Here is a 22,559-nt window from a genome sequence, read left to right on the forward strand (position 1 = left end):
CGCGGCGGGCCTTTTTGTTGGCCGCTGCGCCGGGGAGGCCTATGGTGCCGCCCGCGACGGAGGCGGAACATGAAGACGGTGGTCCTTCCTGGTGGCGAAGCGGTGCCGGCCCTCGGCCAGGGCACCTGGTATATGGGCGAGCAGGCGGCCCGCGCCGCCGACGAGATCGCCGCCCTGCGGCTCGGCGTGGAGCTGGGCGCCACCCTCATCGACACGGCCGAGATGTATGGCGACGGGCGCACCGAAAAGCTGGTGGGCGAGGCGCTGGCCGGGCTGCGGGACGAGGTGTTCCTCGTCAGCAAGGTCTATCCGCACAATGCCAGCCGCCGCGACGTGGTGGCGGCCTGCGAGCGCAGCCTGAAGCGCCTCGGCACGGACCGGCTGGACCTCTATCTCCTCCATTGGCGCGGCAGCCATCCCTTCGAGGAGACCATCGAAGGTTTCGAGGCGCTCCAGCGGGCGGGCAAGATCCGCCATTGGGGCGTGAGCAATCTCGACACGGACGACATGGAGGAATTGCTGGATGCGGGCGGCGCGGCCTGCGCGGTGAACCAGATCCTCTACAATCCCAGCCGCCGTGGTCCGGAATTCGATCTCCTGCCGTTCCTCCGGCAGCATTCCATTCCCGTCATGGCCTACAGCCCCATCGAGCAGGCGGGCCTGCCGCGTGACGGCGCGCTGGGCGCGGTGGCCCGCAAGCACGGGGTGGACCCCTATCAGGTGGCGCTCGCCTGGGTGATGCGCACGCCTGATGTCATCGCCATCCCGAAGGCATCCCGCGCGGCCCATGTGCGGGCGAACGTGGCGGCGGCGGACCTTGTTCTGGATGCCGACGATCTGAAGGCCATCGACGCCGACTTCCGCCCGCCCACCCGCAAGCGCGGGCTGGAGATGCTTTAGGGGGGCTGCGAGGCGGCTGGGCTGAAAGAAGCGCCCTGTCTTTCCCCCTCCCAACCCTCCCCCGCAAGCGGGAGAGGGCTATGACGCACGCCAATTGTGAGGGCGCGCGTGCCTTCCACTGGCACAACAGGTTCCCTCTCCCGCGTGCGGGGGAGGGGTAGGGAGGGGGAAATCGCCCCCTCAGCGCGCCGGGCCGCGTAGGATCAGCTTGTCGCCGTCGATCTGGAACCCGGCGAGGCGGGAGAGGAAGGTCATGCCCAGCAGGCTGGTGCGCAGCGCGCCTGGAGCGGATACCAGCGCCCGTACGTTGGTTTCGCTGATCGACCCCACGGCGACCGTGCGCAGCGTCACTGACGCGGCCCGTGTGCGGCCGTTGGCGGTGTCCACGGGAACGTCGTAGCGCAGCCCGTCCGGAGCGATGCCGGCCGCCCGCGCGTCGTCCTGGGTGAGCACCACCACCGAGGCGCCGGTATCCAGCATGAATGTGATCGGGGCGCCGTTCACCAGCGCGTTCACCGCGAAGCTGCCACTGCCGCTGCGCGTGATCTCCACCGTGCGTGCATCCACCGACACGGCCATGCCCGGCACCATCTCGCCCAGCACGCGCTGTCCCACCTCCTGGAGCGGCGCGCGATAGGTATAGGCCACCGCCAGAACCGCCGCGATGACCGCCCAGAAGGCGAAGGCCTTCGCCATGTCCCCGGCCTTGCCCGCGAACATGCGCCAGGCGGTGGCGCCGATGACGCTGATGAGCGCGACCGACACCACCATGTGGCCGAACTGATCCAGGGAAAGGCCGAACACCTCGCCCTCGCCGTGAAAAATCACCAGAATGGCGAGCCCGACGCCGATGAAGCCGAGGAGCAGCCAGAGGAAACGATCGCCGCGCATCAATCGGGTATCCGGTCAACGTCGCGTGCCCGCAGCACCTTCAGGCGCGCGGGCAGGGAGCGGATGATGGTCATCCGCCGTTCGGGCGACATGGAGATCCAGGAGCCGATTTCCTGGAGCGAGCGCCCGCAGCCCGTGCACAGGCTGCTGGCCGGATCCACCACGCACACCTTGATGCAGGGTGTCTTGATGGAAGGTTGGGTCATCGCGCCTCGTTCACTGCAGGCCTCGTTCACTGCACACGGGCGAAGATAAGAACGCCCAGCAGGATCGCAATCTCCGCCACCTGCTGCGTGGCGCCCGCCACGTCGCCGGTCTGGCCGCCGATCAGCCGATTAGCCAGCCGATGGAAGAACAGCCAGGAGAGCAGGGGGGCGATGAGGCCCGCGAAGGCGGCGCTGACGCCAACGGTGGGCACAAGGGTAAGGGCCACCACGAGCCCGCCCGCCAGCAGGCATCCCACCATGCCGTCCGGCCCCGGCACACCGGCGCTGGCGCCCGAGCCGTCCGTGCGGGCCGCAGGAAGGCTCTGAAGCAGGAGAATGCCCGCCGCGCGCGATCCCGCGGCGGCGGCCACCATCACGCACACCGTGCGCAAGGGGCCGACAAGGTCCATGAGCGCCGCAAGGGCGGTGACCCGCAGCAGAAGGGAGAGCACCAGGGCCGCCCCGCCATAGGTGCCGATGCGGCTGTCACGCAGGATGGCGAGCCGCGCCTCCACGGTCCGTCCGCCGCCCAGGCCGTCCGCCGTGTCCGCGAGGCCGTCCTCGTGGAAAGCGCCCGTGGCCATGACCAAAGCGGTCACGGCGAGGCCCGCGCAGATGAGCGGCGGCAGCCCCGCCCAGCGGGCCGCCAGGAGGACGAGGCCGCAGAGCAGCGCGATCACCGCCCCCGCCAGGGGAATCGCATAGGCGATGCGCGGCAGGACCGGCGGTGCGTAGGGATCGGCCTCGCCGGGGAGTGCGGGAACCGGCAGGCGCGAGAAGAAGCGCAGCGCCGCGGCGACGTCCCGAACCATCTTGAAATCCCGCATGTTCCGGTCCCGTGGCTTGCTGGCGGCAGATGTCCTTGGGACCCTTATTCGGCCGGAAGGTCAAGCCTGTGCGATCAGCGCTGCTGCGCGTTTGCATTCCCGGGCGCCACCAGTATAGTCCCGGCCGCTTCGCAAGGTCGCCGCCGAGGGCGAGTGGCCATGTCAATTCCATTCTGAAGAACGAGGGACACCATGTTCATTACCCCCGCTTTCGCCCAGGGCGCTTCGGCTGCCGGCGGCGGGACCGACATGCTGATCCAGCTCGCTCCGTTCCTGCTGATCTTCGTGGTGATGTATTTCCTGATCCTGCGCCCGCAGCAGAAGAAGGCGAAGGCGCACCAGGAAATGGTCAACTCGCTGCGGCGCGGCGACGTGGTGATCACCTCCGGCGGTCTCGTGGGCAAGGTCGCGCGCGTCGTTGACGAAGCCGAAGTCGAACTGCAGATCGCGGACAATGTGAAGGTCCGCCAGCTGCGCGCCCACATCTCCATGGTCCGCTCCAAGGGCGAGCCCGCCAAGGACGAGACGCCGGCCTGATCCGGCGGCGCTGAAAGACCATGCTGCACTTCTCCCGGTTCAAGACGCTCGCGATTCTGGGAATCACCTTCCTCGGAATCCTGTTCGCGCTTCCCAATGTCCTGCCGAACAGCGTCGTGCAGGCCCTGCCGCACTGGCTGGCCTCAAGCCGGGTCACGCTCGGCCTCGATTTGCAGGGCGGCTCCCATATCCTCCTGGAGGTGGATGGGGCCGCGCTGCGCAAGGAGCGCGCCGAGCAGGTGCGCGACGAGGTGCGCAAGGTTCTGCGTGATGCCCGCATCGGCTATACGGGCCTCGCGATCCGCGACGTGACCGTGCAGCTGCGCCTGCGCGATCCCGCCGACACCGACAAGGCCGTGGCGGAGCTGCGCAAGCTCGCCGCGCCCATCACCACCAACCTGCTGGGCGGCGGCACCGGCGAGATGGATCTCACCGTCTCGCCCGGCTCCGACGGCCAGGTGAGCGTCTCGCTCACCGAGGCGGGGCTGAATGCCCGCGTTCGCTCGGCGGTGGACCAGTCCATCGAGATCATCCGCCGCCGTATCGACCAGCTCGGCACGGTGGAGCCCAACATCCAGCGCCAGGGCGCGGACCGCATCCTGGTCCAGGTGCCCGGCCTGCAGGATCCCCAGCGCCTGAAGGCGCTGCTGGGCCAGACCGCCAAGCTGTCCTTCCGCATGGTGGACCAGTCCATGTCGCCCCAGCAGGCCATGGACGGGCGCCCGCCCGTGGATTCGGAAGTGCTGCGCGGCCAGGACGGCACGCCCTATCTGGTCGAGAAGCAGGTGCGCGTCTCCGGCGAGGACCTGACCGACGCCCAGCCGGGCTTCGACCAGCAGACCAGCCAGCCGCTCGTCACCTTCCGCTTCAATTCCAACGGTGCCCGCCGCTTCGCCACCACCACCCAGGACGCGGTCGGCCGGCCCTTCGCCATCGTGCTCGACAATCAGGTGATCTCCGCCCCGGTGATCCGCGAGCCCATCATGGGCGGGTCGGGCCAGATTTCCGGCAGCTTCACCGTCCAGCAGGCCAACGACCTCGCCATCCTGCTGCGTGCCGGCGCGCTGCCCGCGCCGCTGAAGGTGATGGAAGAGCGCACCGTGGGTCCGAGCCTCGGCCAGGATTCCATCGAGGCGGGCAAGACGGCGGCCTTCGTGGCGGCCGGCCTCGTGGCCGTGTTCATGCTGGCGGTCTACGGCCTGTTCGGCATGTTCGCGCTCATCGCGCTCGCCGTCCACATCACGCTCATGTTCGCCCTGCAGTCCATCCTGGGCGCGACGCTGACCCTGCCGGGCATCGCCGGCGTGGTGCTCACCATCGGCATGGCGGTGGATTCCAACGTCGTCATCTTCGAGCGTATCCGCGACGAAGCGCGCGAGGGGCGCTCCGCCATCTCCGCCATCGACAAGGGCTTCGTGCAGGCGCTGGGCACCATCCTGGACGCCAACATCACCGCGCTCGCCACCGGCGTGATCCTGTTCCTGCTCGGCGGCTCCGGCCCCGTGCGCGGGTTCGCCGTCACCTACATCCTCGGCCTTCTGACCACCGTATTCACCGCCTATACGCTGACGCGTCTCATGATCGCGTGGTGGGTGAAGTGGCGGCGCCCGGCCAAGCTGCCCATTTGAAGGCGCGCCCATGCCCTTGATCGACTATATCCCGGCGCAGACCAATATCGGCTTCATGCGCCTGCGCCATGTGACGTTCCCGCTTTCGGCGGGAATCATGGTCATCGCTGTCGCCGTCTTCTTCGCGTTCGGCTTCAACCTCGGCATCGACTTCCGGGGCGGTACCCTCATCGAGGCCCAGTCCAGCCAGGAGCGGGCGGAACTCGGGTCCCTGCGCGAGCACCTCACCGATCTCGACCTCGGCGACGTGCAGATCCAGGAATTCGGCTCGCCGCGTGACGTGCTCATCCGCGTGGGTGAGTTCGGCACCACGGAAGAGGCGCAGCAGGCCATCATCGGCAAGATCACCGGTGCGCTCGGCAGCGAATATTCCGTGCGCCGCGTGGAGACCGTGGGTCCCAGCGTCTCCGGCGAACTGGTGCGCCAGTCGGTGGTGGCGCTCATCCTGGGCGCCGTGGCGGTGCTGATCTATCTGTGGTTCCGCTTCGAGTGGCAGTTCGCCGTGGGCGCGCTGGTCACCACGGCCCACGATATCTTCGTCACCCTGATGTTCTACTCGATCCTCGGGCTGGACTTCGACCTCACCTCCATCGCGGCCATCCTCACCATCATGGGCTATTCGCTCAACGATACGGTGGTGGTGTATGACCGCATCCGCGAGATGCTGCGTCGCTACAAGAAGATGCCCATGCCGGAGATGCTCGATCTCTCGGTGAACGCCACCTTCTCGCGAACCGTCATCGTCTCGCTGACCACCTTCCTCGCCTGTCTCGCGCTGTATCTGTTCGGCGGCGAGGTGCTGCGCGGCTTCTCGCTGGCCATGACGGTGGGCGTGGTGATCGGCACCTATTCCACCATCTTCGTGGCGGCGCCCATGCTCATCCATCTGGGCCTGCGCGCCAGCGCGGTTGGGGAAAAGCCGCAGCCCAAGGCGGAAGAGGGCGAGATCATCCCGCCCGGCGTGGACACGAGCGCCATTGAAGCTACGGCTCCGGTCGTGGCGTCTTCGGCACCGGCGCCTGCACCGGCTCCCACTCCTGCGCCTGCTGCTCCGGCGGGTGGCGCGGGGCGCCGCACCGGCAAGGGCCGCGGCCGCCCGGCGCGCGGCTGAGGGCCCGGGCCGTGGCACAGCGCCCGGACACGCCCTTCCTGCCGCGCCGGGTGCCCATCGACGGTTACTCGGACAATTTCTTCCACTTCGCGGGCATGTCGCACAGCGGCTCCATTCTGGCGCTGCCGTCCGGCATCCGGCCGTGGCCGGTGACGCGGTTCGCCGAAGTCACCACGTCCGCGCTCGCCCAGGTGATCGCGGAAGCCGGCGATTTCGAGCTTCTGTTCCTCGGCACGGGCCGGGACCCGGCGCACCTGCCGGAACTCCAGAAGCAGGCCCTGCGCAATGCCGGGCTGCGCTTCGAGCTGATGCCCACGCCCGCCGCTGCCGCCACTTACAACGTGCTTCTCGGCGAAGGCCGGCGCGTGGGCGCGGCCCTCGTGGCCTTCTAGAGCGTTAGAGTCTTTCGTCGAAACGCTGCAACACTCGATCTCTTTGATCTTTGGCGTTTTCCTTCACGCAGGCCGCTTCACACTTCGCTCGGAAACGCTCCAGGCCATGGCACAGGACATCACCCCGGCCGAACTCGAAAAGGCCTATGCGCATTGCGCCCGGCTGATCCAGGCCCATGACCGCGACCGCTTCCTCGCCAGCCTGTTCGCGCCACTCGCGGCCCGGCGCCATCTGAGCGCGCTCTATGCCTTCAACCTTGAAGTGGCGCGGGTGCGCGAAGTGGTGCGCGAGCCCTTGCCGGGGGAAATGCGCCTGCAATGGTGGCGCGACCTCATCGAGGGGCTGGGCCGGGGCGAGGTGGCGGGGCATCCCGTCGCCAGCGCCCTCATGGACACGCTGACCGCCACGACCCTGTCGCGTCCCGCGCTCCTGAACCTCCTGGAGGCGCGCACCTTCGATCTCTATGACGACCCCATGCCCACGCTGAACGACCTGGAAGGCTATGCGGGGGAGACCGCCTCCGTGCTCATCCAGCTGTCCGCCGGGCTTCTGCTGGGCGCCCCGCAGACGGGGCTGGCCACCGCAAGCGGCCATGCGGGCGTGGCTGTTGCGGTGACGGGTCTCATGCGGGCCTTGCCGATCCACGCGGCGCGCGGGCAGTGCTTCCTGCCGCTGGACCTGCTGAACGCCTATGGCGGCACGCGCGAGGATGTGGTGGGCCGCAAGGCGACCGCCGGGGTGCGCGAGACGCTGACGACCCTGCGGCGGCGCGTGCGCCACCATCTGGCGGCTGCGCAGGAGGCCCTGGCGGGCGCACCGCCCGAGGCCATGGCCGCCTTCCTTCCCCTGGCCCTGGTGCCGGGCGACCTTCACGACCTGGAGCGGGCGGGAGATCCGTTCGCGGCGGTGGTGGGCGCGCCGCCTCTGGTGCGGCAATGGCGCCTGTGGCGGGCCGCGCGCAAGGCGCGGGCCGGGCGCCCCTTCTTCACGCTGCCGGACGTGTGATCCGGTCCGTGAGGTTCAGCCGCTCGCGGCAGATGGGGGTCATGAGCGTGCGGGTCTGCGCATCGCCCGAAAGGGCATCCACCATCTCGATCTGATTGCGCGCCACCAGCAGGAGCAGGTCGTCGCGCACCTCGCCCGCCGCCGTGCGGGGCAGGCGCGGCACGATCTGAAGCTGGTCGAGATGGGGCCGGTCGGGCAATGCCACCGCGAGATGGGTGCGCAAGGCTCCCGAATCGGTCGCGCCCTGCAGCTCCACGAAGGCATAGAGCCCCACCTTGCCGCCCAGCGTCTGGTAGTCGGCCATGTGGACCGCCTTCACCGCCGGATGGGCCATGAGCGCATCGGCGATGCGCGGGGCCACCTGGGTGACGCGGGGGCCGCGCCCTTCCGTGTCCGAATAGGACATGAGGCGGCGGGTGACGAAGCGGTAGACCTTCTTGCCCGTGGCCATCCACACCCGCGCGAAGATGCTCTTGCGGGCCAGCACCGCCTTCTCGCGGCGGGTGAGCGCCTCGGGGCAATAGGTGCGCTTGTGCTTCAGCAGGTGGCGCAGGTCTTCATAGGCCAGAACCCGGCCGATGCGCGTGCGGCGGCTGATGGGCAAGGCCAGCTGGAAATCGGTGAGCCAGGCTTCTCCGTCCGCCCCACGCAGCCAGTTCTGCTGCTTGGCGAGGTCGTTATGGGCGAAGCCCGCCCCATGCAGGGTGCGCAGCGCGGATTTGGCGGAGCGGAAGAACGCGAGGTCGCCATGGGGGCGGGCGATCTGGAGCGGCACGCCCTCGATCCAGCCGCGCACCAGGAAGCGGTCCCCCATGGCCAGCAGCGGGGTGGTGACCCCGGTCTTCGTCACATGGGCGAGCGCATGGGATTCGCGGCCCGCGAGGATGCCGGCCAGCAGCGCGAACCAGGGCGAGACCTCGTTCCAGCGGCGGCGCACTGCGGGATAGTCGCGCCCGTCCGCCGCGCGCCAGATGCCACGCTCCACGGTGGAAAACACATCGCGCTTCAGCACGGTGTCCACGGTGAAACGGGCGCTCTCGGCCTTGCGCTCCAAAGGCGGGAAATAATCGATCTGACGGGCCATGAGGGCTCTTAAGCCGCCTTCTCGGTTGTGTCGAGCCAACGCTCCGCGTCCGCGAGCGCGCGGGCGGCAATGGCCTTCTTCTTGGCGAGGGTCTTTTCCGAACCGCGCAGGCGCTTTCCGTCCGGCCCCTTGGGGGTGATGTCCAGCGGCGGGAACAGGCCGAAATTGACGTTCATGGGCTGGAAGGAGCGGGGACCGGCATCGATCACCTCGATATGTCCGCCCGTGATGTGGCCGAGCAGCGCCCCATGGGCCGTGGTGGCGGGGGGCAGGTCCGGCTCGACGCCATGGCGCTCGGCGGCGGCGAATCGGCCCGCCAGCAGGCCCACGGCGGCGCTTTCCACATAGCCCTCGCACCCGGTGATCTGCCCGGCGAAGCGCAGGCGCGGATCGGCCTTCAGGCGAAGGGTAGCGTCCAGAAGGCGCGGGGAATTGAGATAGGTGTTGCGGTGCAGGCCGCCGAGCCGGGCGAATTCGGCGCCCTCCAGGCCGGGAATGGTGCGAAACACCCGCGCCTGCTCGCCATGGCGCAGCTTCGTCTGGAAGCCGACCATGTTGTAGAGCGTGCCCAGCTTGTTGTCCTGGCGCAGCTGGATGACCGCATAGGCCTTCACATCCGGCGCATGCGGATTGGTGAGGCCGACCGGCTTCAGCGGGCCGAAACGCAGGGTCTCGCGCCCGCGCTCGGCCATCACCTCGATGGGCAGGCAGCCGTCGAAATAGGGCGTCTTGGCCTCGAAGTCGCGCAGCGGCACCTTCTCGCCCTCCAGCAGCGCGTCCACGAACGCCTCATACTGGTCTCGGCTGAGGGGGCAGTTGATATAGTCCGCCCCGGTGCCGCCGGGGCCCACCTTGTCGTAGCGCGACTGGAACCACGCCTTCGACATGTCGATGCTGTCGAAATGCACGATGGGGGCGATGGCGTCGAAGAAGGCGAGGGCGGTTTCCCCCGTCAGCTCCAGAACCGCCTCGGCGAGAGCGGGCGAGGTGAGGGGGCCGGTGGCGACGATCACCTTGTCCCATTCCGCGGGCGGCAGGCCGGCCACTTCCTCGCGGCGGATCTCCACCAGGGGGTGGGCCTCCAGCGCGGCGGTGACGGCTTCGGCGAAGCCCACGCGGTCCACCGCCAGTGCCCCGCCGGCGGGCACCTGATGGGCGTCCGCGCAGCGCAGGATGAGCGAGCCGGCCTTGCGCATTTCCGCATGGAGCACGCCCACCGCATTGCCCTGGGCATCGTCGGAGCGGAAGGAGTTGGAGCAGACCAGTTCCGCGAGGGAGTCCGTGTGGTGCGCGTCCGTGGAGCGCACCGGGCGCATCTCGTGCAGCACAACGGGCACGCCGCGCTCGGCCATCTGCCAGGCCGCTTCGGAGCCCGCCAGGCCTCCGCCAATCACATGGACCGGATCCACCATCATCCTCGCTTACACGCCCCGGATTCCGCGATCCGGCAAAGGGAAGTGGGTCTGTGCCCCAGGATGACGGCAGGTTCAAGGACAGCGCGCGTTTGAGCGCGGTTTCAGGCGCGGAAAAGGACCGTTCGCGGCGTTCTGTGGAAACGGTACCCCGAAAAAGAAAATGGCCCCCGGACGGGGGCCATTTCAGGCAGGCGACGCGGATCGCGTCGCGCCGGCATCACACCAGGTGCAGCGTCGCGCGGCGGGCCACGGCCCGGATCTCGCTGCGCACGATGTTGATATCGCCCAGAGCACGGTCATCGAGCCCGGAAAGCTCGGCAACGGTGCGGTTATAGGCATGCCAGCGGCGGACCTGGCGAGCCAGGAAACCCCAGAGCAGCATTTTCAATCTCCTTAACGCGCGGCACACGTCCTGCGCCGCGTTTCTTGGAGGGGAAGATAGGCTGACCTATCCGCTTCGCCAATGCTCTTCGATGCAATGCAGCAATGCGCGCGCCGCATATTACGCAGCCTTGGGGCTACGTTGTTTTACGTGAGTGTGGTCGGGCGGCAACAATTCATTAAACAACTTCTATCTCGCAACTGCACAACGGAGAGGCGTGCCGCTAAGTCGGGCAGTGCATGGCATCGAGCGGGCGTCGCCCCAACGCCGCACAGGCGGTCCCCAGGGCCAATCAAGCAGAGTGCGATCGTCTTCCCTCGATGCACCGAAATGGGTCGAGGGAAGGCGTGAACCGCTCTCCATCAATGCGTGAGAGTCTGATCGACATTCAGAAGGATGGAAGGCTTGCAGCCTTTCAGGGGCGTCATGGCCGGGGCAAACCCAGCCATGACGCTGCCCTCTTACACAAGCCGTCCAGGCCGCTCCAGGTCGATCCCATGAAGGCGCACGGCCCCCTGGCGTCACCCGGCCGCGTTGCGCTTGCGGCTCTTGGCCTGCGGACGGCGCGCCAGCACGTCGGCGAGGAACTTGCCCGTATAGGAGCGCTCCGAGGCGGCGATGATCTCCGGCGTTCCCACCGCGACGATCTCGCCGCCGCCATGGCCGCCTTCCGGGCCGAGGTCCATCACCCAGTCGGCGGTCTTGATGACTTCGAGATTGTGCTCGATGACCGCGATGGTGTTGCCCTGCTCCACCAGTTCGTGGAGCACCTCCAGGAGCTTCGCCACGTCGTGGAAATGCAGGCCCGTGGTGGGTTCGTCCAGGATATAGAGCGTGCGGCCCGTGGCGCGCTTGGAGAGTTCCTTGGCGAGCTTCACCCGCTGCGCCTCACCGCCGGACAAGGTGTTCGCCTGCTGGCCCACCTTGATATAGCCGAGCCCCACCCGCGAAAGGGTCTCCAGCTTGTCGCGCACCGCGGGCACGGCCTTGAAGAAGGCGGCGCCCTCATCCACGGTCATGTCCAACACGTCGGCGATGGACTTGTCCTTGAAGGTGACGTCCAGCGTCTCGCGATTATAGCGCTTGCCCTTACAGATGTCGCAGGTGACGTACACATCCGGCAGGAAGTGCATCTCGATCTTGATGACGCCGTCGCCCTGGCAGGCCTCGCAGCGTCCGCCCTTCACGTTGAACGAGAAGCGCCCCGGCCCATAGCCGCGCGCCTTGGCCTCCGGCAGGCCGGAAAACCACTCGCGGATGGGCGTGAAGGCGCCCGTATAGGTGGCCGGGTTGGAGCGCGGCGTGCGGCCGATGGGGGACTGGTCGATGTCGATGACCTTGTCCAGATGCTCCAGCCCCTCCAGCTTGTCGAAGGGGGCGGGGGCCTCGCTGGCATTGTTGAGCCGCCGCGCCACGGCCTTGTAGAGCGTGTCGATGAGCAAGGTGGACTTGCCCCCGCCCGACACGCCGGTGACGCAGGTGAAGACGCCCAGCGGGATTTCCGCCGTCACATTCTTCAGGTTGTTCCCGCGCGCGCCCGTGAGCTTGAGCATGCGCTTGGGGTTCGGCTTGCGGCGGGCGGGCACGCCCACGGTCAGTTCGCCGGTGAGATATTTGCCGGTGAGGGAGGCGGGATTGGCCAGGATTTCGGCCGGGCTGCCTTGGGCCACGATGCGCCCGCCATGGACGCCCGCGCCGGGGCCCACATCCACCACATAATCGGCGGCGAGGATGGCGTCCTCGTCATGCTCCACCACGATCACGGTATTGCCCAGGTCCCGCAGGCGCTTCAGCGTCTCCAGCAGGCGGGCATTGTCGCGCTGGTGCAGGCCGATGGAGGGCTCGTCCAGCACATAGAGCACGCCGGAGAGGCCCGAACCGATCTGCGATGCGAGGCGGATGCGCTGGCTCTCGCCGCCCGACAGGGTGCCGGAGGCGCGCGACAGGGTCAGATAGTCCAGCCCCACATCCATGAGGAAGCGCAGCCGCTCGCGGATTTCCTTCAGGATGCGCGCCGCGATCTCGTTCTGCTTGGCATTGAGCGCGGCGGGCAGTTCCTCGAACCAGGCGGAGGCGGCGCGCACGGAGAGTTCGCTCACCTCGCCGATATGCTTCATGGCCACCTTCACCGCCAGCGCCTCCGGCTTCAGGCGGAAGCCGTGGCAGGTGGCGCAGGGCACGGTGGAGAAATATTTGGAGATTTCCTCCCGCGCCCAGTCGCTCTCCGTCTCCCGCCAGCGGCGGTCGAGATTGCGCACGATGCCCTCGAAGGTCTTCGTGGTCTCGTAGGCCCGCAGCCCGTCATCATAGGCGAAGGTGATCTCGTCCGTGCCGGACCCGAAGAGGATGACCTCCTTCGCCCGCTCGGGCAGGTCCGAGAAGGGCGTGGTCAGCTTGAAATCGTAATGCTTGGCGAGGGCGTTCAGCGTCTGCCCGTAATAAGGCGATGTGCTCTTGGCCCAGGGGGCGATGGCGCCCTGCTTCAGCGTGCGGGAGCGATCGGGCACCACGAGGTCGGGATCGATGGTCTGCTCCACCCCGAGCCCGTCGCAGGCCGGGCAGGCGCCGAACGGATTGTTGAAGGAGAACAGGCGCGGCTCGATCTCAGGGATCGTGAAGCCGGAGACCGGGCAGGCGAACTTCTCCGAGAACAGGATGCGCCGGGGCGCGCCGCTCTCGTCCTTCTCGTCCGCGAACTCGATGACGGCGATGCCGTCCGCAAGGCCGAGCGCGGTCTCGAAGCTGTCTGCGAGGCGGGTGGCGAGGTCGGCGCGCACCACGAGGCGGTCCACCACCACGTCGATGTCGTGCTTCAGCTTCTTGTCCAGGGGCGGCGCCTCGGCGATCTCGTGGAAGGTGCCGTCCAGCTTCACCCGCTGGAAGCCCTTCTTGAGGAATTCCGCCATCTCCTTGCGGTATTCGCCCTTACGGCCCCGCACCACGGGCGCCAGCAGATAGAGCCGGCTGCCCTCCGGCAGGGCCAGCACCTTGTCCACCATCTGCGAGACCGTCTGGCTCTCGATAGGCAGGCCCGTGGCCGGGGAATAGGGAATGCCCGCGCGCGCCCAGAGCAGGCGCATATAGTCATGGATTTCCGTGACCGTGCCCACCGTGGAGCGCGGATTCTTGGACGTGGTCTTCTGCTCGATGGAGATGGCGGGCGAGAGACCGTCGATCTGGTCCACGTCCGGCTTCTGCATCATCTCCAGGAACTGGCGCGCATAGGCCGACAGGCTCTCCACATAGCGCCGCTGGCCTTCCGCATAGATGGTGTCGAAGGCGAGCGAGGACTTGCCGGAGCCGGACAGGCCGGTGAACACCACCAGGCTGTCGCGGGGCACGTCCAGGTCCACATTCTTCAGATTGTGCTCGCGCGCGCCGCGCACGGACAGCATGCGCGCGTCGCGCCGCTCGGTGGCGCCGGGGGAGAGGCGGGAGGGAGAACGCTCGCTCATGGGATCGGGTCGGCTCGCGGAACAAGGAGGCGGGGGCGCGCTGCACCCTGCTTACGGCCATCCCGCGAGGTGGATCATGGACGGCGGCGCAATGCCGCGCATCCCGATCCGCCGCGCGGAGCGGCCGATTGCGTCGCCTCGGGGAAGACGACTCAATTTAGGGTGCCGCGTGCGCTGCGGTAGGGAACGTATCAGGAACGCATGTCCGGTCCAGCGAAAAAGCCTGCATCCCTGCCTTGCGCCCCACGGAGAGATCATTTAGGAACATAAGAAGAACAATTCGCGTGGGGCGGTCGTGCCCGGGATTGCTGTGGCGGGCGCCGGCCCGCACAGATGATCAGTTTTCGGTGGACAAGGCGCACGGGCTCTCGCTTCCGCGCGCCGGATCACTAGGGTGCGGGTTTCGGAAACTGCTGTGACAAGGCGCGCGGTATCCGTTTTGGTTTGCAGGAGGAAGAGATGGCCGGCAGCGTCAATAAGGTGATCCTGATCGGCAATCTCGGCCGTGATCCGGAAATCCGCTCGTTCCAGAATGGCGGCCGGGTCTGCAACCTGCGCATCGCCACGTCCGAGACCTGGCGCGACAAGGCGTCCGGCGAGCGGCGCGAGCGCACCGAGTGGCACACCGTGGCCATCTTCAACGAGAATCTGGTGGGCGTTGCCGAGCGGTTCCTGAAGAAGGGCTCCAAGGTCTATGTCGAAGGCCAGCTGGAAACCCGCAAGGCCACCGACAACCAGGGCGCCGAGCGGTATTTCACCGAAGTGGTGCTGCGCCCCTATCGCGGCGAGCTGACGCTCCTCGACGGCCGCTCCGGCGGCGGTGGCGGCGAGGGCGATGAGTATAGCGGCGGCTCCGATTTCGGCTCGTCCAGCCCCATGGGCGGCGGCGGCAGCAATTTCGGTGGTGGTGGCAATTTCGGCGGATCCGGCGGTGGGTCGAGCGGCGGTGCGGCGGGCGGTGGACGCCGTCCCGCGCCTGCGGGTCGCCCGTCCGACGACATGGACGACGAAATCCCCTTCTGAGTTGTGGTCAGGTGGCTGTGTAAACATAACGAGAAAACGTCAATATAATCAGTGGGTTGATGTTTTCGCGAATGTGTCGTGGATCGGTCGCCATAACCTAAATCGGGCGGTGTAGCCTTGTGTAAACAAGGAGTCCCGAGCACTTGCTTTTCTGTCGGATCGGCCTCGCTTCCGCGTAAAGAAGGTCGTATTTCCTGGCGGCGAACGTGTCCCGCTCCTCCTCGATAACCGAACGGGGCTGCCGGATCCCTGGGCTGCCGGATCCCTGGGCTGCCGGATCCCTGGGCTGCCGGATCCCTCGACGGCCCGTTACGGGGTGCACTTCCTCAGAAGCAAAGACGGCTTGGTCAACACCATTGCTAAGACGCTGCGCTTGGTCGCTTTGGGTGCGCAGTGGGCGGAACTTCGCAAGATCGACCGCGCCCAACGTGTCGAGTCAGGCGATCTTCTCAATCGGGAAGAGACCATCGACCTTATAAATTGGTCGGGGATCCGGCGCTCAATTTCCAGCCTTGAGCGGGGGGGGCATCTCCGAGGGCCGCGACCGTCGACCAGGATTCCATGCCGACCGTGAACTCGCTCTCACCGCAATGCGGCGCTGGGCCTCGCGAGGTGCGAGTGTCGTCCATCCAGCGTCCTGGATTGCACAATCGCGGCGACTTTATTTCGATAAATATCGAAGTACGTATTGACCGTGTCCGTCAAGTGGATGACGTTGTTTCGATGAATATCGAAATAGCGTCTCGGCAGCTTGAGGCTCTGGGCAACCCCACCCGCCTTGGCCTTTACCGGACCCTTGTTCGAGCGGGCGGGGCGGGCTTGAGTGTCGGTGCACTGCAGGAGAAGCATGGCATCCCTGCATCCACGCTCTCCCATCACCTTCGCAAGTTACTTGAGACGGGTCTCGTGACCCAGGAGCGCCATGCGACGACGCTCATTTGCCGGGCCCACTATCCCAGCATGAATGCCCTTGTTGGCTACCTGGTCGATGAATGCTGCGCCGATGTTGGCACCGACATCGACTGTGCCGTCCCATCATCCGAAACCATCACATGAGGATTTTGCGCGGTCTTAATTTTTGAATTTCTGGAATTATCGAAGGATTCGCCGTGACCTATCCATTTTTCCCCGTCGAACGCGGCGGCGATGCGTGACCGGGCAAGCGGACGCTGCCCTATTCAAGCCCCTCAGCGGCCGCAGCCTCTTCATCACAGGCCTCGGCATCGGCCAGGTCTGCTCCTGGGGATCGCTTTATTATTCCTTCCCACTCATCGCCGAGGCGATGGGCCGGGAACTCGGCTGGTCCAAGCCGCAAATGTACGGCGCCGCGACGCTCGGCCTTGTTCTGGCGGGCATCGCGAGCTACCCGATCGGGAACGCCATCGACCGCGGCCACGGCCGCCTCGTGATGGCCGCCGGGTCGGTGATGGCGGGCTTCCTTCTCCTGGCCTGGTCCCAGGTCGAAGGGCTCCTCGCCTTTTATGTCTGCGTCGCCGGCATCGGCATCCTCCAAGCGGCCACCTTGTACGAACCTGCGTTCGCGGTGGTGGCGCGAAGGAGCGGAACGCTCGGCGCAAGATCAGGCATCACGGCCCTGACCTTATGGGGCGGCTTCGCCTCCACTGTGTTCATCCCCCTGGTCCAATTCCTCCTGGACGGGTTCGGATGGCGCGGGACCCTCGTGGTCCTGGCGGCGATCAACCTCGTCCTGTGCGCCGGTGTCTATGCCGCCGTCATTGACCCTGCGGCGGACCATCCCGAGCATGCGCATGCCAAGGGCGGGCCGTCGGCGGGATGGTCGGTCGTGCGCATCGTGATGCGCCAACCCGCGTTCTGGGCCCTCGCCTTCGCCTTCACGGCCTATTCCGGGACGTTCTCGGCCTTCACCTTTCACTTCTACCCGCTTCTGGTGGAGCGAGGCTTCGATACCGGGACCGTGGTATCGGCCATGGCGATCATCGGCCCGGCCCAGGTGGCGGGACGGATCGCCATCTGGGTGTTCGCGCCCAAGGCATCCGTCCGCCTCATCGGATGCTGTGTGGTGGTGGCTTTTCCCTTAGCCCTCATCATCCTGGAGGCGACCCCACCCAGCTTCGCCCTCGTGGCGTGCGTCGCAGCCCTGTACGGAGGGGCGAACGGCATCATGACCATCGTCCGGGGCCTTGCCGTTCCGGAAATGGTGACCCGCGAGGCTTACGGCGCCGTCAACGGTGTCCTGGCCGCTCCCGCGACCGTCTCCAGGGCAATTGCGCCCGTTGGGGCGGCCGGACTTTGGGCATGGAGCGGATCCTACGATCCCGTCCTCCTCGCTGCCATCGCAGGCGCCCTCATCCTCGTTGCCGGATTCTGGACGGCCGCGATCCTCTCAACCCGCACAAACCCCTCTTGAGCTTGCTGGACGCCAACATGCACGACGCACCTTTCGATCCGGACTTCCCTGCCCTCGAGGGGCACCATCTCGATCTGCCTGACCTGCACAAGCTTGAGCCCAAGGCAGCGTTCGTCCATCCGCCGCGCATCCTGCTCCTCTACGGCTCCCTGCGAGAACGTTCCTACAGCCGCCTTCTGACCGAGGAGGCCGCCCGTCTCCTCGGCCGCATGGGCGCCGAGACGCGGATCTTCGACCCGCGCGGCCTGCCGCCTCCGGATAGTGTTCCGGCCGATCATCCGAAGGTCCAGGAACTGCGGTCCCTATCCGAATGGTCTGAAGGACAGGTGTGGTGCAGCCCTGAACGGCACGGCACGATCACCAGTGTTTTCAAAAGCCAGATCGATTGGATCCCGCTTGAGATCGGCGGAATCCGTCCGACGCAGGGCCGCACGCTGGCGGTGATGCAGGTGTCCGGCGGGTCGCAGTCCTTCAACGCCGTCAATGCCCTGCGGGTACTTGGACGCTGGATGCGCATGGTCACGATCCCGAACCAGTCGTCGGTGGCGAAGGCTTATCAGGAATTCGACGAGGCGGGCCGGATGAAGGCTTCGCCCTATTACGACCGGGTCGTGGACGTAATGGAGGAACTCGTGAAGTTCACCCTCCTGGTCCGCGAGCGGTCGGACTACCTGGTGGATCGCTACTCCGAACGGAGGGTGCAGGCCGAGGCACATCGCAAGTCCGTCGCGGCCAGCCTAGCGGATGCCACCAGTCGGGCCTGATCCCGCTTCCGGCTCCTTCGGTATCCCGATAATCTGCTCTTCTGAAAAGCGCGAGGCCGCGCAGAACCTGCCGCAGTACGCGCTCCGCATCTGCGCCCAGGGAGACATCTACGCCGATGGCGTGGACAAGCTCCTCTACGGCTGCCTGTCGAACGTTCTTTGAGAGAGAAAGATGGCCTGCAGGGGGGCCTGTTCTCGGTGGATGTCGACATCGTGCCGACCAAGATCGGCGAGGCCGCGCACGTTATTCTCCCGGCCCCAGGCCTCATGGCCGTCCGAGCCATTTCACGGATAGCGAAGCCGCCACCCTCACCATTCGGCGGGCTGGTCAGCCACGTCACACCAACGTCACCTCCGATGCATATTCGATCTGTCGACGCGCATGGACATATCGTGATATACGAGTCCGTGGACGGAAACGCCAATATGCCGGGAGGCACCCGTGACACGCATAATCAGTCTGGCCATCGCCGCATTGACCGCCGCCGCCGTGCTCGCGCCCGCAGCGCGCGCTGACGAGGTCCGAGGAGCGGGCTCGACGTTTGCCTACCCGATCATCTGGAAGTGGTCGCAGGCCTTTCGGGATAAGGCGGGCCAGACGGTCAGCTACCAATCCGTCGGTTCATCGGCGGGCGTCAATGCGATCAAGGATCGGACGGCAGACTTCGGGGCCTCGGATAAGCCGCTGCAACCGGCGGAACTGGCGAAGCTCGGCCTCGGTCAGTTTCCCATCGTGTTCGGCGGGGTCGTGCCCGTCCTCAACGTCGACGGGATTGGTCCCGGCCAGATGAAGTTCACCGGGGTGCTGCTGGCGGACATCTTCCTCGGGAAGATTACCAACTGGAACGATCCGGCGATCAAGGCCGTCAATCCCGACCTGACCTTTCCCGATGCGAAGATCGCCGTGGTTCACCGGGCCGACGGCTCCGGCACGACCTTCAACTGGGCCTCCTACCTGTCGAAGGCGAGCCCCGAGTGGAAGCAACGGGTCGGCGAGGGAAATGCGGTCGACTGGCCGGTCGGCTCCGGGGCACGGGGCAATGAAGGCGTGGCAACCGACGTAAAGCGCATCAAGAACGCGATCGGCTATGTCGAATTCACGTATGTCGTCCAGGTGAAGTTGACCTACGGCCTCGTCCAGAACCGGGCCGGCAAGTTCATCGCCCCGAGCGCGGCTTCGTTCCAGGCAGCGGCCGCAAGCTTCGATTGGACGAAGGCGGATGACTTCGCGGTCATCATCAACGATTCCCCCGCCGAGGACGCCTATCCGATCGCCGCCTCCACGTTCGTGCTGATGTACAAGGATCCCAATGCTGCTGGCGCGAGCCGGGCGGCGTTCGACTTCTGGAAATTCTCGCTCGGCGAAGGCGAGAAGTACGCTTCGCAACTGGGCTACGTTCCCTTGCCTCCCGCACTGGTGGAGCAGGTCAAGGCGTACTGGGCCCGAACCTTCAAGAGCGGCGCATAGGGCTGCGCCGCCGTCAGGCATTTCCAACGAGCGAGATTTTCATGGGCACGGCGACATTCAACGCGGACGACGCAATCAAGGTCTTCGATGCGCTGGCGCAGCCGACGCGGCTGGAGACCTACCGTCTGCTGCTGCGGTACATGCCTTTTGGCCTGCCCGCGGGTGATGTCGCCCGGCTGCTCGCCGTGCCCCACAACACCATGTCCACGCACCTCGCCTTGCTTGAGAGGGCGGGCCTCCTCACCGCGCGTCGCGAGGGACGCTCGATCATCTATGCGGCGAACGTCGCTCCCGCAGCCCCGCCGCTCGCGTCCCTGATGGGGGAAATGGGCTTCACGGCGACGCCCCGCCGGGGCGGACTCGTCTCTTCCTTCCCCGAGGTGCGCACCGCCGCCGCCAACGACCGCGTCTACAATGTCCTGCTCGTCTGCTCGGCGAATTCCGCGCGCTCAGTGATCGCCGAAGCGATCCTGAACCGCGAGGGCAGGGGGCGCTTCCGCGCCTTCTCCGCGGGGAGCCGCCCGAAGGCGAAGCCGCATCCCGCCGTGATCTCCCTTCTCCAATCGCTCGGCTACGAGACCGATGGGCTCTCCTCGAAGAGCTGGAGCGGGTTCGCGACGCAGGATGCGCCGGAGATGGACTTCGTCATCACCACCTGCGACACGGCGGCGGGCGAACAGTGCCCTGCCTTCCCGGGACACCCGCTCCAGGCACATTGGGGACTGCCGGATCCCGCCCTCGTGAAGGGCTCGGAGGCGGAGCAGCGGGCCGCATTCGTCGCCACCTACCGGCGCCTCGCATCCCGCATGTCCGCGTTCGTGAACCTGCCCTTCGCCGCACTCGATCTTGCGACCCTCAAGGATCGCATCGCCGAGATCGGCCGGATGGAAGGGGCGACCGAGCTGACGCTCTCCGGCATCGCCGCATAAGGAATCGATCCTCGTGTCCGTATTCGAGCGCTATCTGACCGTCTGGGTCTTCCTCTGCATCGTCGTCGGCATCGCCCTGGGTGCCATCGCGCCCTCGGCGTTCCAGGTGATCGGAAGCCTCGAGGTCGCGCAGGTGAACCTGCCCGTCGCGGTCCTGATCTGGCTGATGATCGTCCCCATGCTGCTGAAGATCGACTTCGGGGCGCTCGCCCAGGTCGGCCGGCACTGGCGCGGAATCTCCGTCACGCTGCTGGTGAATTGGGGCGTGAAGCCCTTCTCCATGGCCGTGCTCGGCTGGCTCTTCATCGGCTGCCTGTTCCGGCCGTACCTACCCGCCGACCAGATCGACAGCTACATCGCCGGGCTGATCCTGCTCGCGTCGGCCCCTTGCACGGCCATGGTGTTTGTCTGGTCGAACCTCACGAAGGGCGAGCCGCATTTCACCCTGTCCCAGGTGGCGCTGAACGATGCCATCATGATCGTGGCGTTCGCGCCGGTGGTCGGCCTCCTCCTCGGCTTGTCGTCGATCACGGTGCCGTGGAACACGCTGCTCCTGTCCGTGGTGCTCTACATCGTCGTCCCGGTCATCGCCGCACAGGTGATCCGCGGGCGCATCCTCGCCGGTGGTGGGCAGGCGGCACTCGACCGGGTCCTGGGCGTCCTGCAACCCGCCTCCCTGGTCGCGCTGTTGGCCACGCTGGTCCTCCTGTTCGCCTTCCAGGGCGAGCAAATCCTTGCCCAGCCCCTGGTCATCGCCCTCCTGGCGGTGCCGATCCTGATCCAGGTCTACTTCAACTCCGGACTTGCCTATCTGCTGAACCGGATGTCCGGCGAGGCGCACTGCGTCGCGGGTCCCTCCGCCCTCATCGGCGCCTCCAACTTCTTCGAGCTCGCGGTCGCAGCCGCCATCAGCCTGTTCGGCTTCCAGTCCGGCGCGGCGCTCGCCACCGTGGTCGGCGTGCTCATCGAGGTGCCGGTCATGCTGTCGGTCGTGTGGATCGTGAACCGCTCGAAGGATTGGTACGAGGCCGGAGGCGTGAAAGTTCCGGATGCCTCCCATTGATCAAGCGCGCTGCGATGAGCGCGGCGCGAGCACGGGGATGAGAAGATGAGAGTGGGAATCAATGGCCTCGGCCGGATCGGACGCCTCGCTTTGCGGGCCTCCATGGGCGGCGCCGAACGTCCCGTCGACGATCCGCGCGGCAACAACCGCCTCGACGTGGTGCATCTCAACGAGATCAAGGGCGGCTCCACCGCGACCGCCCATCTCCTCGAGTTCGATAGCGTCCAGGGCCGCTGGCGCATGCCCATATCGGTGGAGGGCGGCGAGGACATTCGGATCGACGGGAAGAACCTGTCCTTCTCCTGCCATGCCGCGCCCGGCGACATTCCATGGGGCGACCTGGGCGTGGACGTGGTGCTCGAGGCCACCGGCAAGTTCCTCACCCCCGAGACGCTGGAGGGCCACCTGAAGCGCGGTGCGAAGCGGGTGATCGTGGCCGCGCCGGTGAAGGACCCCTCCGTCCTGAACGTCGTCGTGGGCGTCAATGAGCACCTCTACGATCGGTCGAAGCACCCCATCGTGACCGCGGCCTCCTGCACCACCAACTGCCTCGCCCCCGTGGTGAAGGTGGTGCACGAGAAGATCGGCATCCGGCACGGGCAGATCACCACCATCCATGATCCGACGAACACCAACGTGGTGGTGGACGCGCCCCACAAGGACCTGCGCCGCGCCCGCTCCGCCATGCTGTCGCTCCAGCCCACCACCACCGGGAGCGCCACCGCCATTGCCCTGATCTATCCGGAACTGAAGGGCAAGCTGAACGGCCACGCGGTGCGCGCGCCCGTGCTGAACGCCTCCCTCACCGATTGCGTGTTCGAGCTGAACCGGGAGACCACGGCCGAGGAAGTCAACGACCTGTTCCGGGAGGCCGCCGAGGGCGCGTTGCGCGGCATCCTTGGTTTCGAGCCGCGCCCCCTGGTCTCCGCCGACTATGCGCGCGACACCCGTTCCTCGATCGTCGACGGCCTGTCAACTTTGGTGACCGACGGAACCCTCCTAAAGGTTTATGCCTGGTACGACAACGAGATGGCCTATGCCTGCCGCATGGTGGACCTGGCCTGCCATCTCCAGCGGGAGGGCCTCTGA

At 66.8% G+C, this 22,559-nt stretch carries 21 protein-coding genes and 1 pseudogene; 15 read left to right on the forward strand and 7 right to left on the reverse strand.

The window, feature by feature from the left end; all coding sequences use genetic code 11:
* The first annotated feature begins 69 nt into the window (after positions 1-69).
* On the forward strand, positions 70-900 hold the full coding sequence (locus EJJ38_RS07075; RefSeq protein WP_127089392.1) for an aldo/keto reductase: 831 nt from the start codon (positions 70-72) through the stop codon (positions 898-900).
* A gap of 180 nt (positions 901-1,080) precedes the next feature.
* On the opposite strand, the gene EJJ38_RS07080 is transcribed toward EJJ38_RS07075, so the two are convergent.
* The 3 genes from EJJ38_RS07080 to cobS are packed head-to-tail and all read right to left on the reverse strand — an operon-like array spanning position 1,081 to position 2,809.
* Positions 1,081-1,791, reverse strand: a complete 711-nt coding sequence (locus EJJ38_RS07080; RefSeq protein WP_127089393.1) for a TIGR02281 family clan AA aspartic protease — start codon at positions 1,789-1,791, stop codon at positions 1,081-1,083.
* A complete protein-coding gene (locus EJJ38_RS07085) occupies positions 1,791-1,997 on the reverse strand; it encodes a DUF1289 domain-containing protein (RefSeq protein ID WP_164738449.1) in 207 nt (68 codons plus the stop codon). Before EJJ38_RS07085 ends, EJJ38_RS07080 begins: the two co-directional genes overlap by 1 nt.
* Positions 1,998-2,023: 26 nt before the next feature.
* Positions 2,024-2,809, reverse strand: a complete 786-nt coding sequence (gene cobS / locus EJJ38_RS07090; protein ID WP_127089394.1) for an adenosylcobinamide-GDP ribazoletransferase — start codon at positions 2,807-2,809, stop codon at positions 2,024-2,026.
* 207 nt (positions 2,810-3,016) lie between these two features.
* On the opposite strand from cobS, the gene yajC reads away from it, so the two are divergent.
* The 5 genes from yajC (at position 3,017) to EJJ38_RS07115 (ending at position 7,498) form a co-directional block, all read left to right on the forward strand.
* The gene (gene yajC / locus EJJ38_RS07095; protein ID WP_127089395.1) at positions 3,017-3,361 is read left to right on the forward strand and encodes a preprotein translocase subunit YajC; all 345 of its coding nucleotides are present in this window, start codon (positions 3,017-3,019) and stop codon (positions 3,359-3,361) included.
* Positions 3,362-3,381: 20 nt separating this feature from the next.
* Positions 3,382-4,989 carry a protein translocase subunit SecD gene (gene secD, locus EJJ38_RS07100; protein WP_127089396.1) on the forward strand — a complete coding sequence of 536 codons (1,608 nt, stop codon included), beginning with the start codon at positions 3,382-3,384 and terminating at the stop codon, positions 4,987-4,989.
* A gap of 10 nt (positions 4,990-4,999) precedes the next feature.
* Complete coding sequence (secF, locus tag EJJ38_RS07105) at positions 5,000-6,100, forward strand: protein translocase subunit SecF (protein WP_127089397.1); 1,101 nt, start codon at positions 5,000-5,002, stop codon at positions 6,098-6,100.
* Positions 6,101-6,111: 11 nt separating this feature from the next.
* Entirely contained in the window at positions 6,112-6,492 is a 381-nt protein-coding gene (locus EJJ38_RS07110) for an Mth938-like domain-containing protein (RefSeq protein ID WP_245454145.1), read from the forward strand.
* A 106-nt stretch (positions 6,493-6,598) separates the two neighbouring features.
* Positions 6,599-7,498 carry a phytoene/squalene synthase family protein gene (locus EJJ38_RS07115; protein WP_127089398.1) on the forward strand — a complete coding sequence of 300 codons (900 nt, stop codon included), beginning with the start codon at positions 6,599-6,601 and terminating at the stop codon, positions 7,496-7,498.
* Here the strand turns inward: EJJ38_RS07115 and EJJ38_RS07120 are convergent.
* The 4 genes from EJJ38_RS07120 to uvrA form a co-directional block, all read right to left on the reverse strand.
* Positions 7,479-8,582, reverse strand: a complete 1,104-nt coding sequence (locus EJJ38_RS07120) for a serine/threonine protein kinase (RefSeq protein WP_127089399.1) — start codon at positions 8,580-8,582, stop codon at positions 7,479-7,481. The genes EJJ38_RS07115 and EJJ38_RS07120 overlap by 20 nt on opposite strands.
* A gap of 8 nt (positions 8,583-8,590) precedes the next feature.
* On the reverse strand, positions 8,591-9,997 hold the full coding sequence (gene trmFO / locus EJJ38_RS07125) for a methylenetetrahydrofolate--tRNA-(uracil(54)-C(5))-methyltransferase (FADH(2)-oxidizing) TrmFO (RefSeq protein ID WP_127089400.1): 1,407 nt from the start codon (positions 9,995-9,997) through the stop codon (positions 8,591-8,593).
* A gap of 217 nt (positions 9,998-10,214) precedes the next feature.
* Positions 10,215-10,379: a DUF1127 domain-containing protein gene (locus tag EJJ38_RS07130; protein ID WP_127089401.1), complete on the reverse strand. Its 165-nt coding sequence runs from the start codon at positions 10,377-10,379 to the stop codon at positions 10,215-10,217.
* 521 nt (positions 10,380-10,900) lie between these two features.
* Positions 10,901-13,834 carry an excinuclease ABC subunit UvrA gene (uvrA, locus tag EJJ38_RS07135; protein ID WP_127089402.1) on the reverse strand — a complete coding sequence of 978 codons (2,934 nt, stop codon included), beginning with the start codon at positions 13,832-13,834 and terminating at the stop codon, positions 10,901-10,903.
* 459 nt (positions 13,835-14,293) lie between these two features.
* Between uvrA and ssb the strand changes: the two genes are divergently transcribed.
* The 9 genes and pseudogenes from ssb to EJJ38_RS07180 all read left to right on the forward strand — a co-directional run bounded on the left by ssb (position 14,294) and on the right by EJJ38_RS07180 (position 22,559).
* Entirely contained in the window at positions 14,294-14,857 is a 564-nt protein-coding gene (gene ssb / locus EJJ38_RS07140; RefSeq protein WP_127089403.1) for a single-stranded DNA-binding protein, read from the forward strand.
* A 723-nt stretch (positions 14,858-15,580) separates the two neighbouring features.
* The gene (locus tag EJJ38_RS07145; protein ID WP_127090309.1) at positions 15,581-15,913 is read left to right on the forward strand and encodes an ArsR/SmtB family transcription factor; all 333 of its coding nucleotides are present in this window, start codon (positions 15,581-15,583) and stop codon (positions 15,911-15,913) included.
* 94 nt (positions 15,914-16,007) lie between these two features.
* Positions 16,008-17,246, forward strand: coding sequence for an MFS transporter (locus EJJ38_RS07150; RefSeq protein ID WP_127089404.1), 1,239 nt, complete (start codon positions 16,008-16,010; stop codon positions 17,244-17,246).
* A gap of 17 nt (positions 17,247-17,263) precedes the next feature.
* Positions 17,264-18,010 carry an arsenical resistance protein ArsH gene (arsH, locus tag EJJ38_RS07155; RefSeq protein WP_127089405.1) on the forward strand — a complete coding sequence of 249 codons (747 nt, stop codon included), beginning with the start codon at positions 17,264-17,266 and terminating at the stop codon, positions 18,008-18,010.
* 52 nt (positions 18,011-18,062) lie between these two features.
* Positions 18,063-18,173, forward strand: a pseudogene (locus EJJ38_RS20595) (arsenate reductase (azurin) small subunit); the annotation flags it as partial.
* Between the two features lie 279 nt (positions 18,174-18,452).
* The gene (gene pstS, locus EJJ38_RS07165; protein WP_127089406.1) at positions 18,453-19,478 is read left to right on the forward strand and encodes a phosphate ABC transporter substrate-binding protein PstS; all 1,026 of its coding nucleotides are present in this window, start codon (positions 18,453-18,455) and stop codon (positions 19,476-19,478) included.
* Positions 19,479-19,519: 41 nt separating this feature from the next.
* On the forward strand, positions 19,520-20,407 hold the full coding sequence (locus EJJ38_RS07170; RefSeq protein WP_127089407.1) for a metalloregulator ArsR/SmtB family transcription factor: 888 nt from the start codon (positions 19,520-19,522) through the stop codon (positions 20,405-20,407).
* Between the two features lie 13 nt (positions 20,408-20,420).
* Positions 20,421-21,470 carry an ACR3 family arsenite efflux transporter gene (gene arsB / locus EJJ38_RS07175; protein WP_127089408.1) on the forward strand — a complete coding sequence of 350 codons (1,050 nt, stop codon included), beginning with the start codon at positions 20,421-20,423 and terminating at the stop codon, positions 21,468-21,470.
* Between the two features lie 45 nt (positions 21,471-21,515).
* Positions 21,516-22,559 carry an ArsJ-associated glyceraldehyde-3-phosphate dehydrogenase gene (locus EJJ38_RS07180; protein ID WP_127089409.1) on the forward strand — a complete coding sequence of 348 codons (1,044 nt, stop codon included), beginning with the start codon at positions 21,516-21,518 and terminating at the stop codon, positions 22,557-22,559.

It is taken from the genome of Aquabacter cavernae (assembly GCF_003993795.1).
In the GTDB taxonomy this organism is placed as follows: Bacteria; Pseudomonadota; Alphaproteobacteria; order Rhizobiales; family Xanthobacteraceae; genus Aquabacter; species Aquabacter cavernae.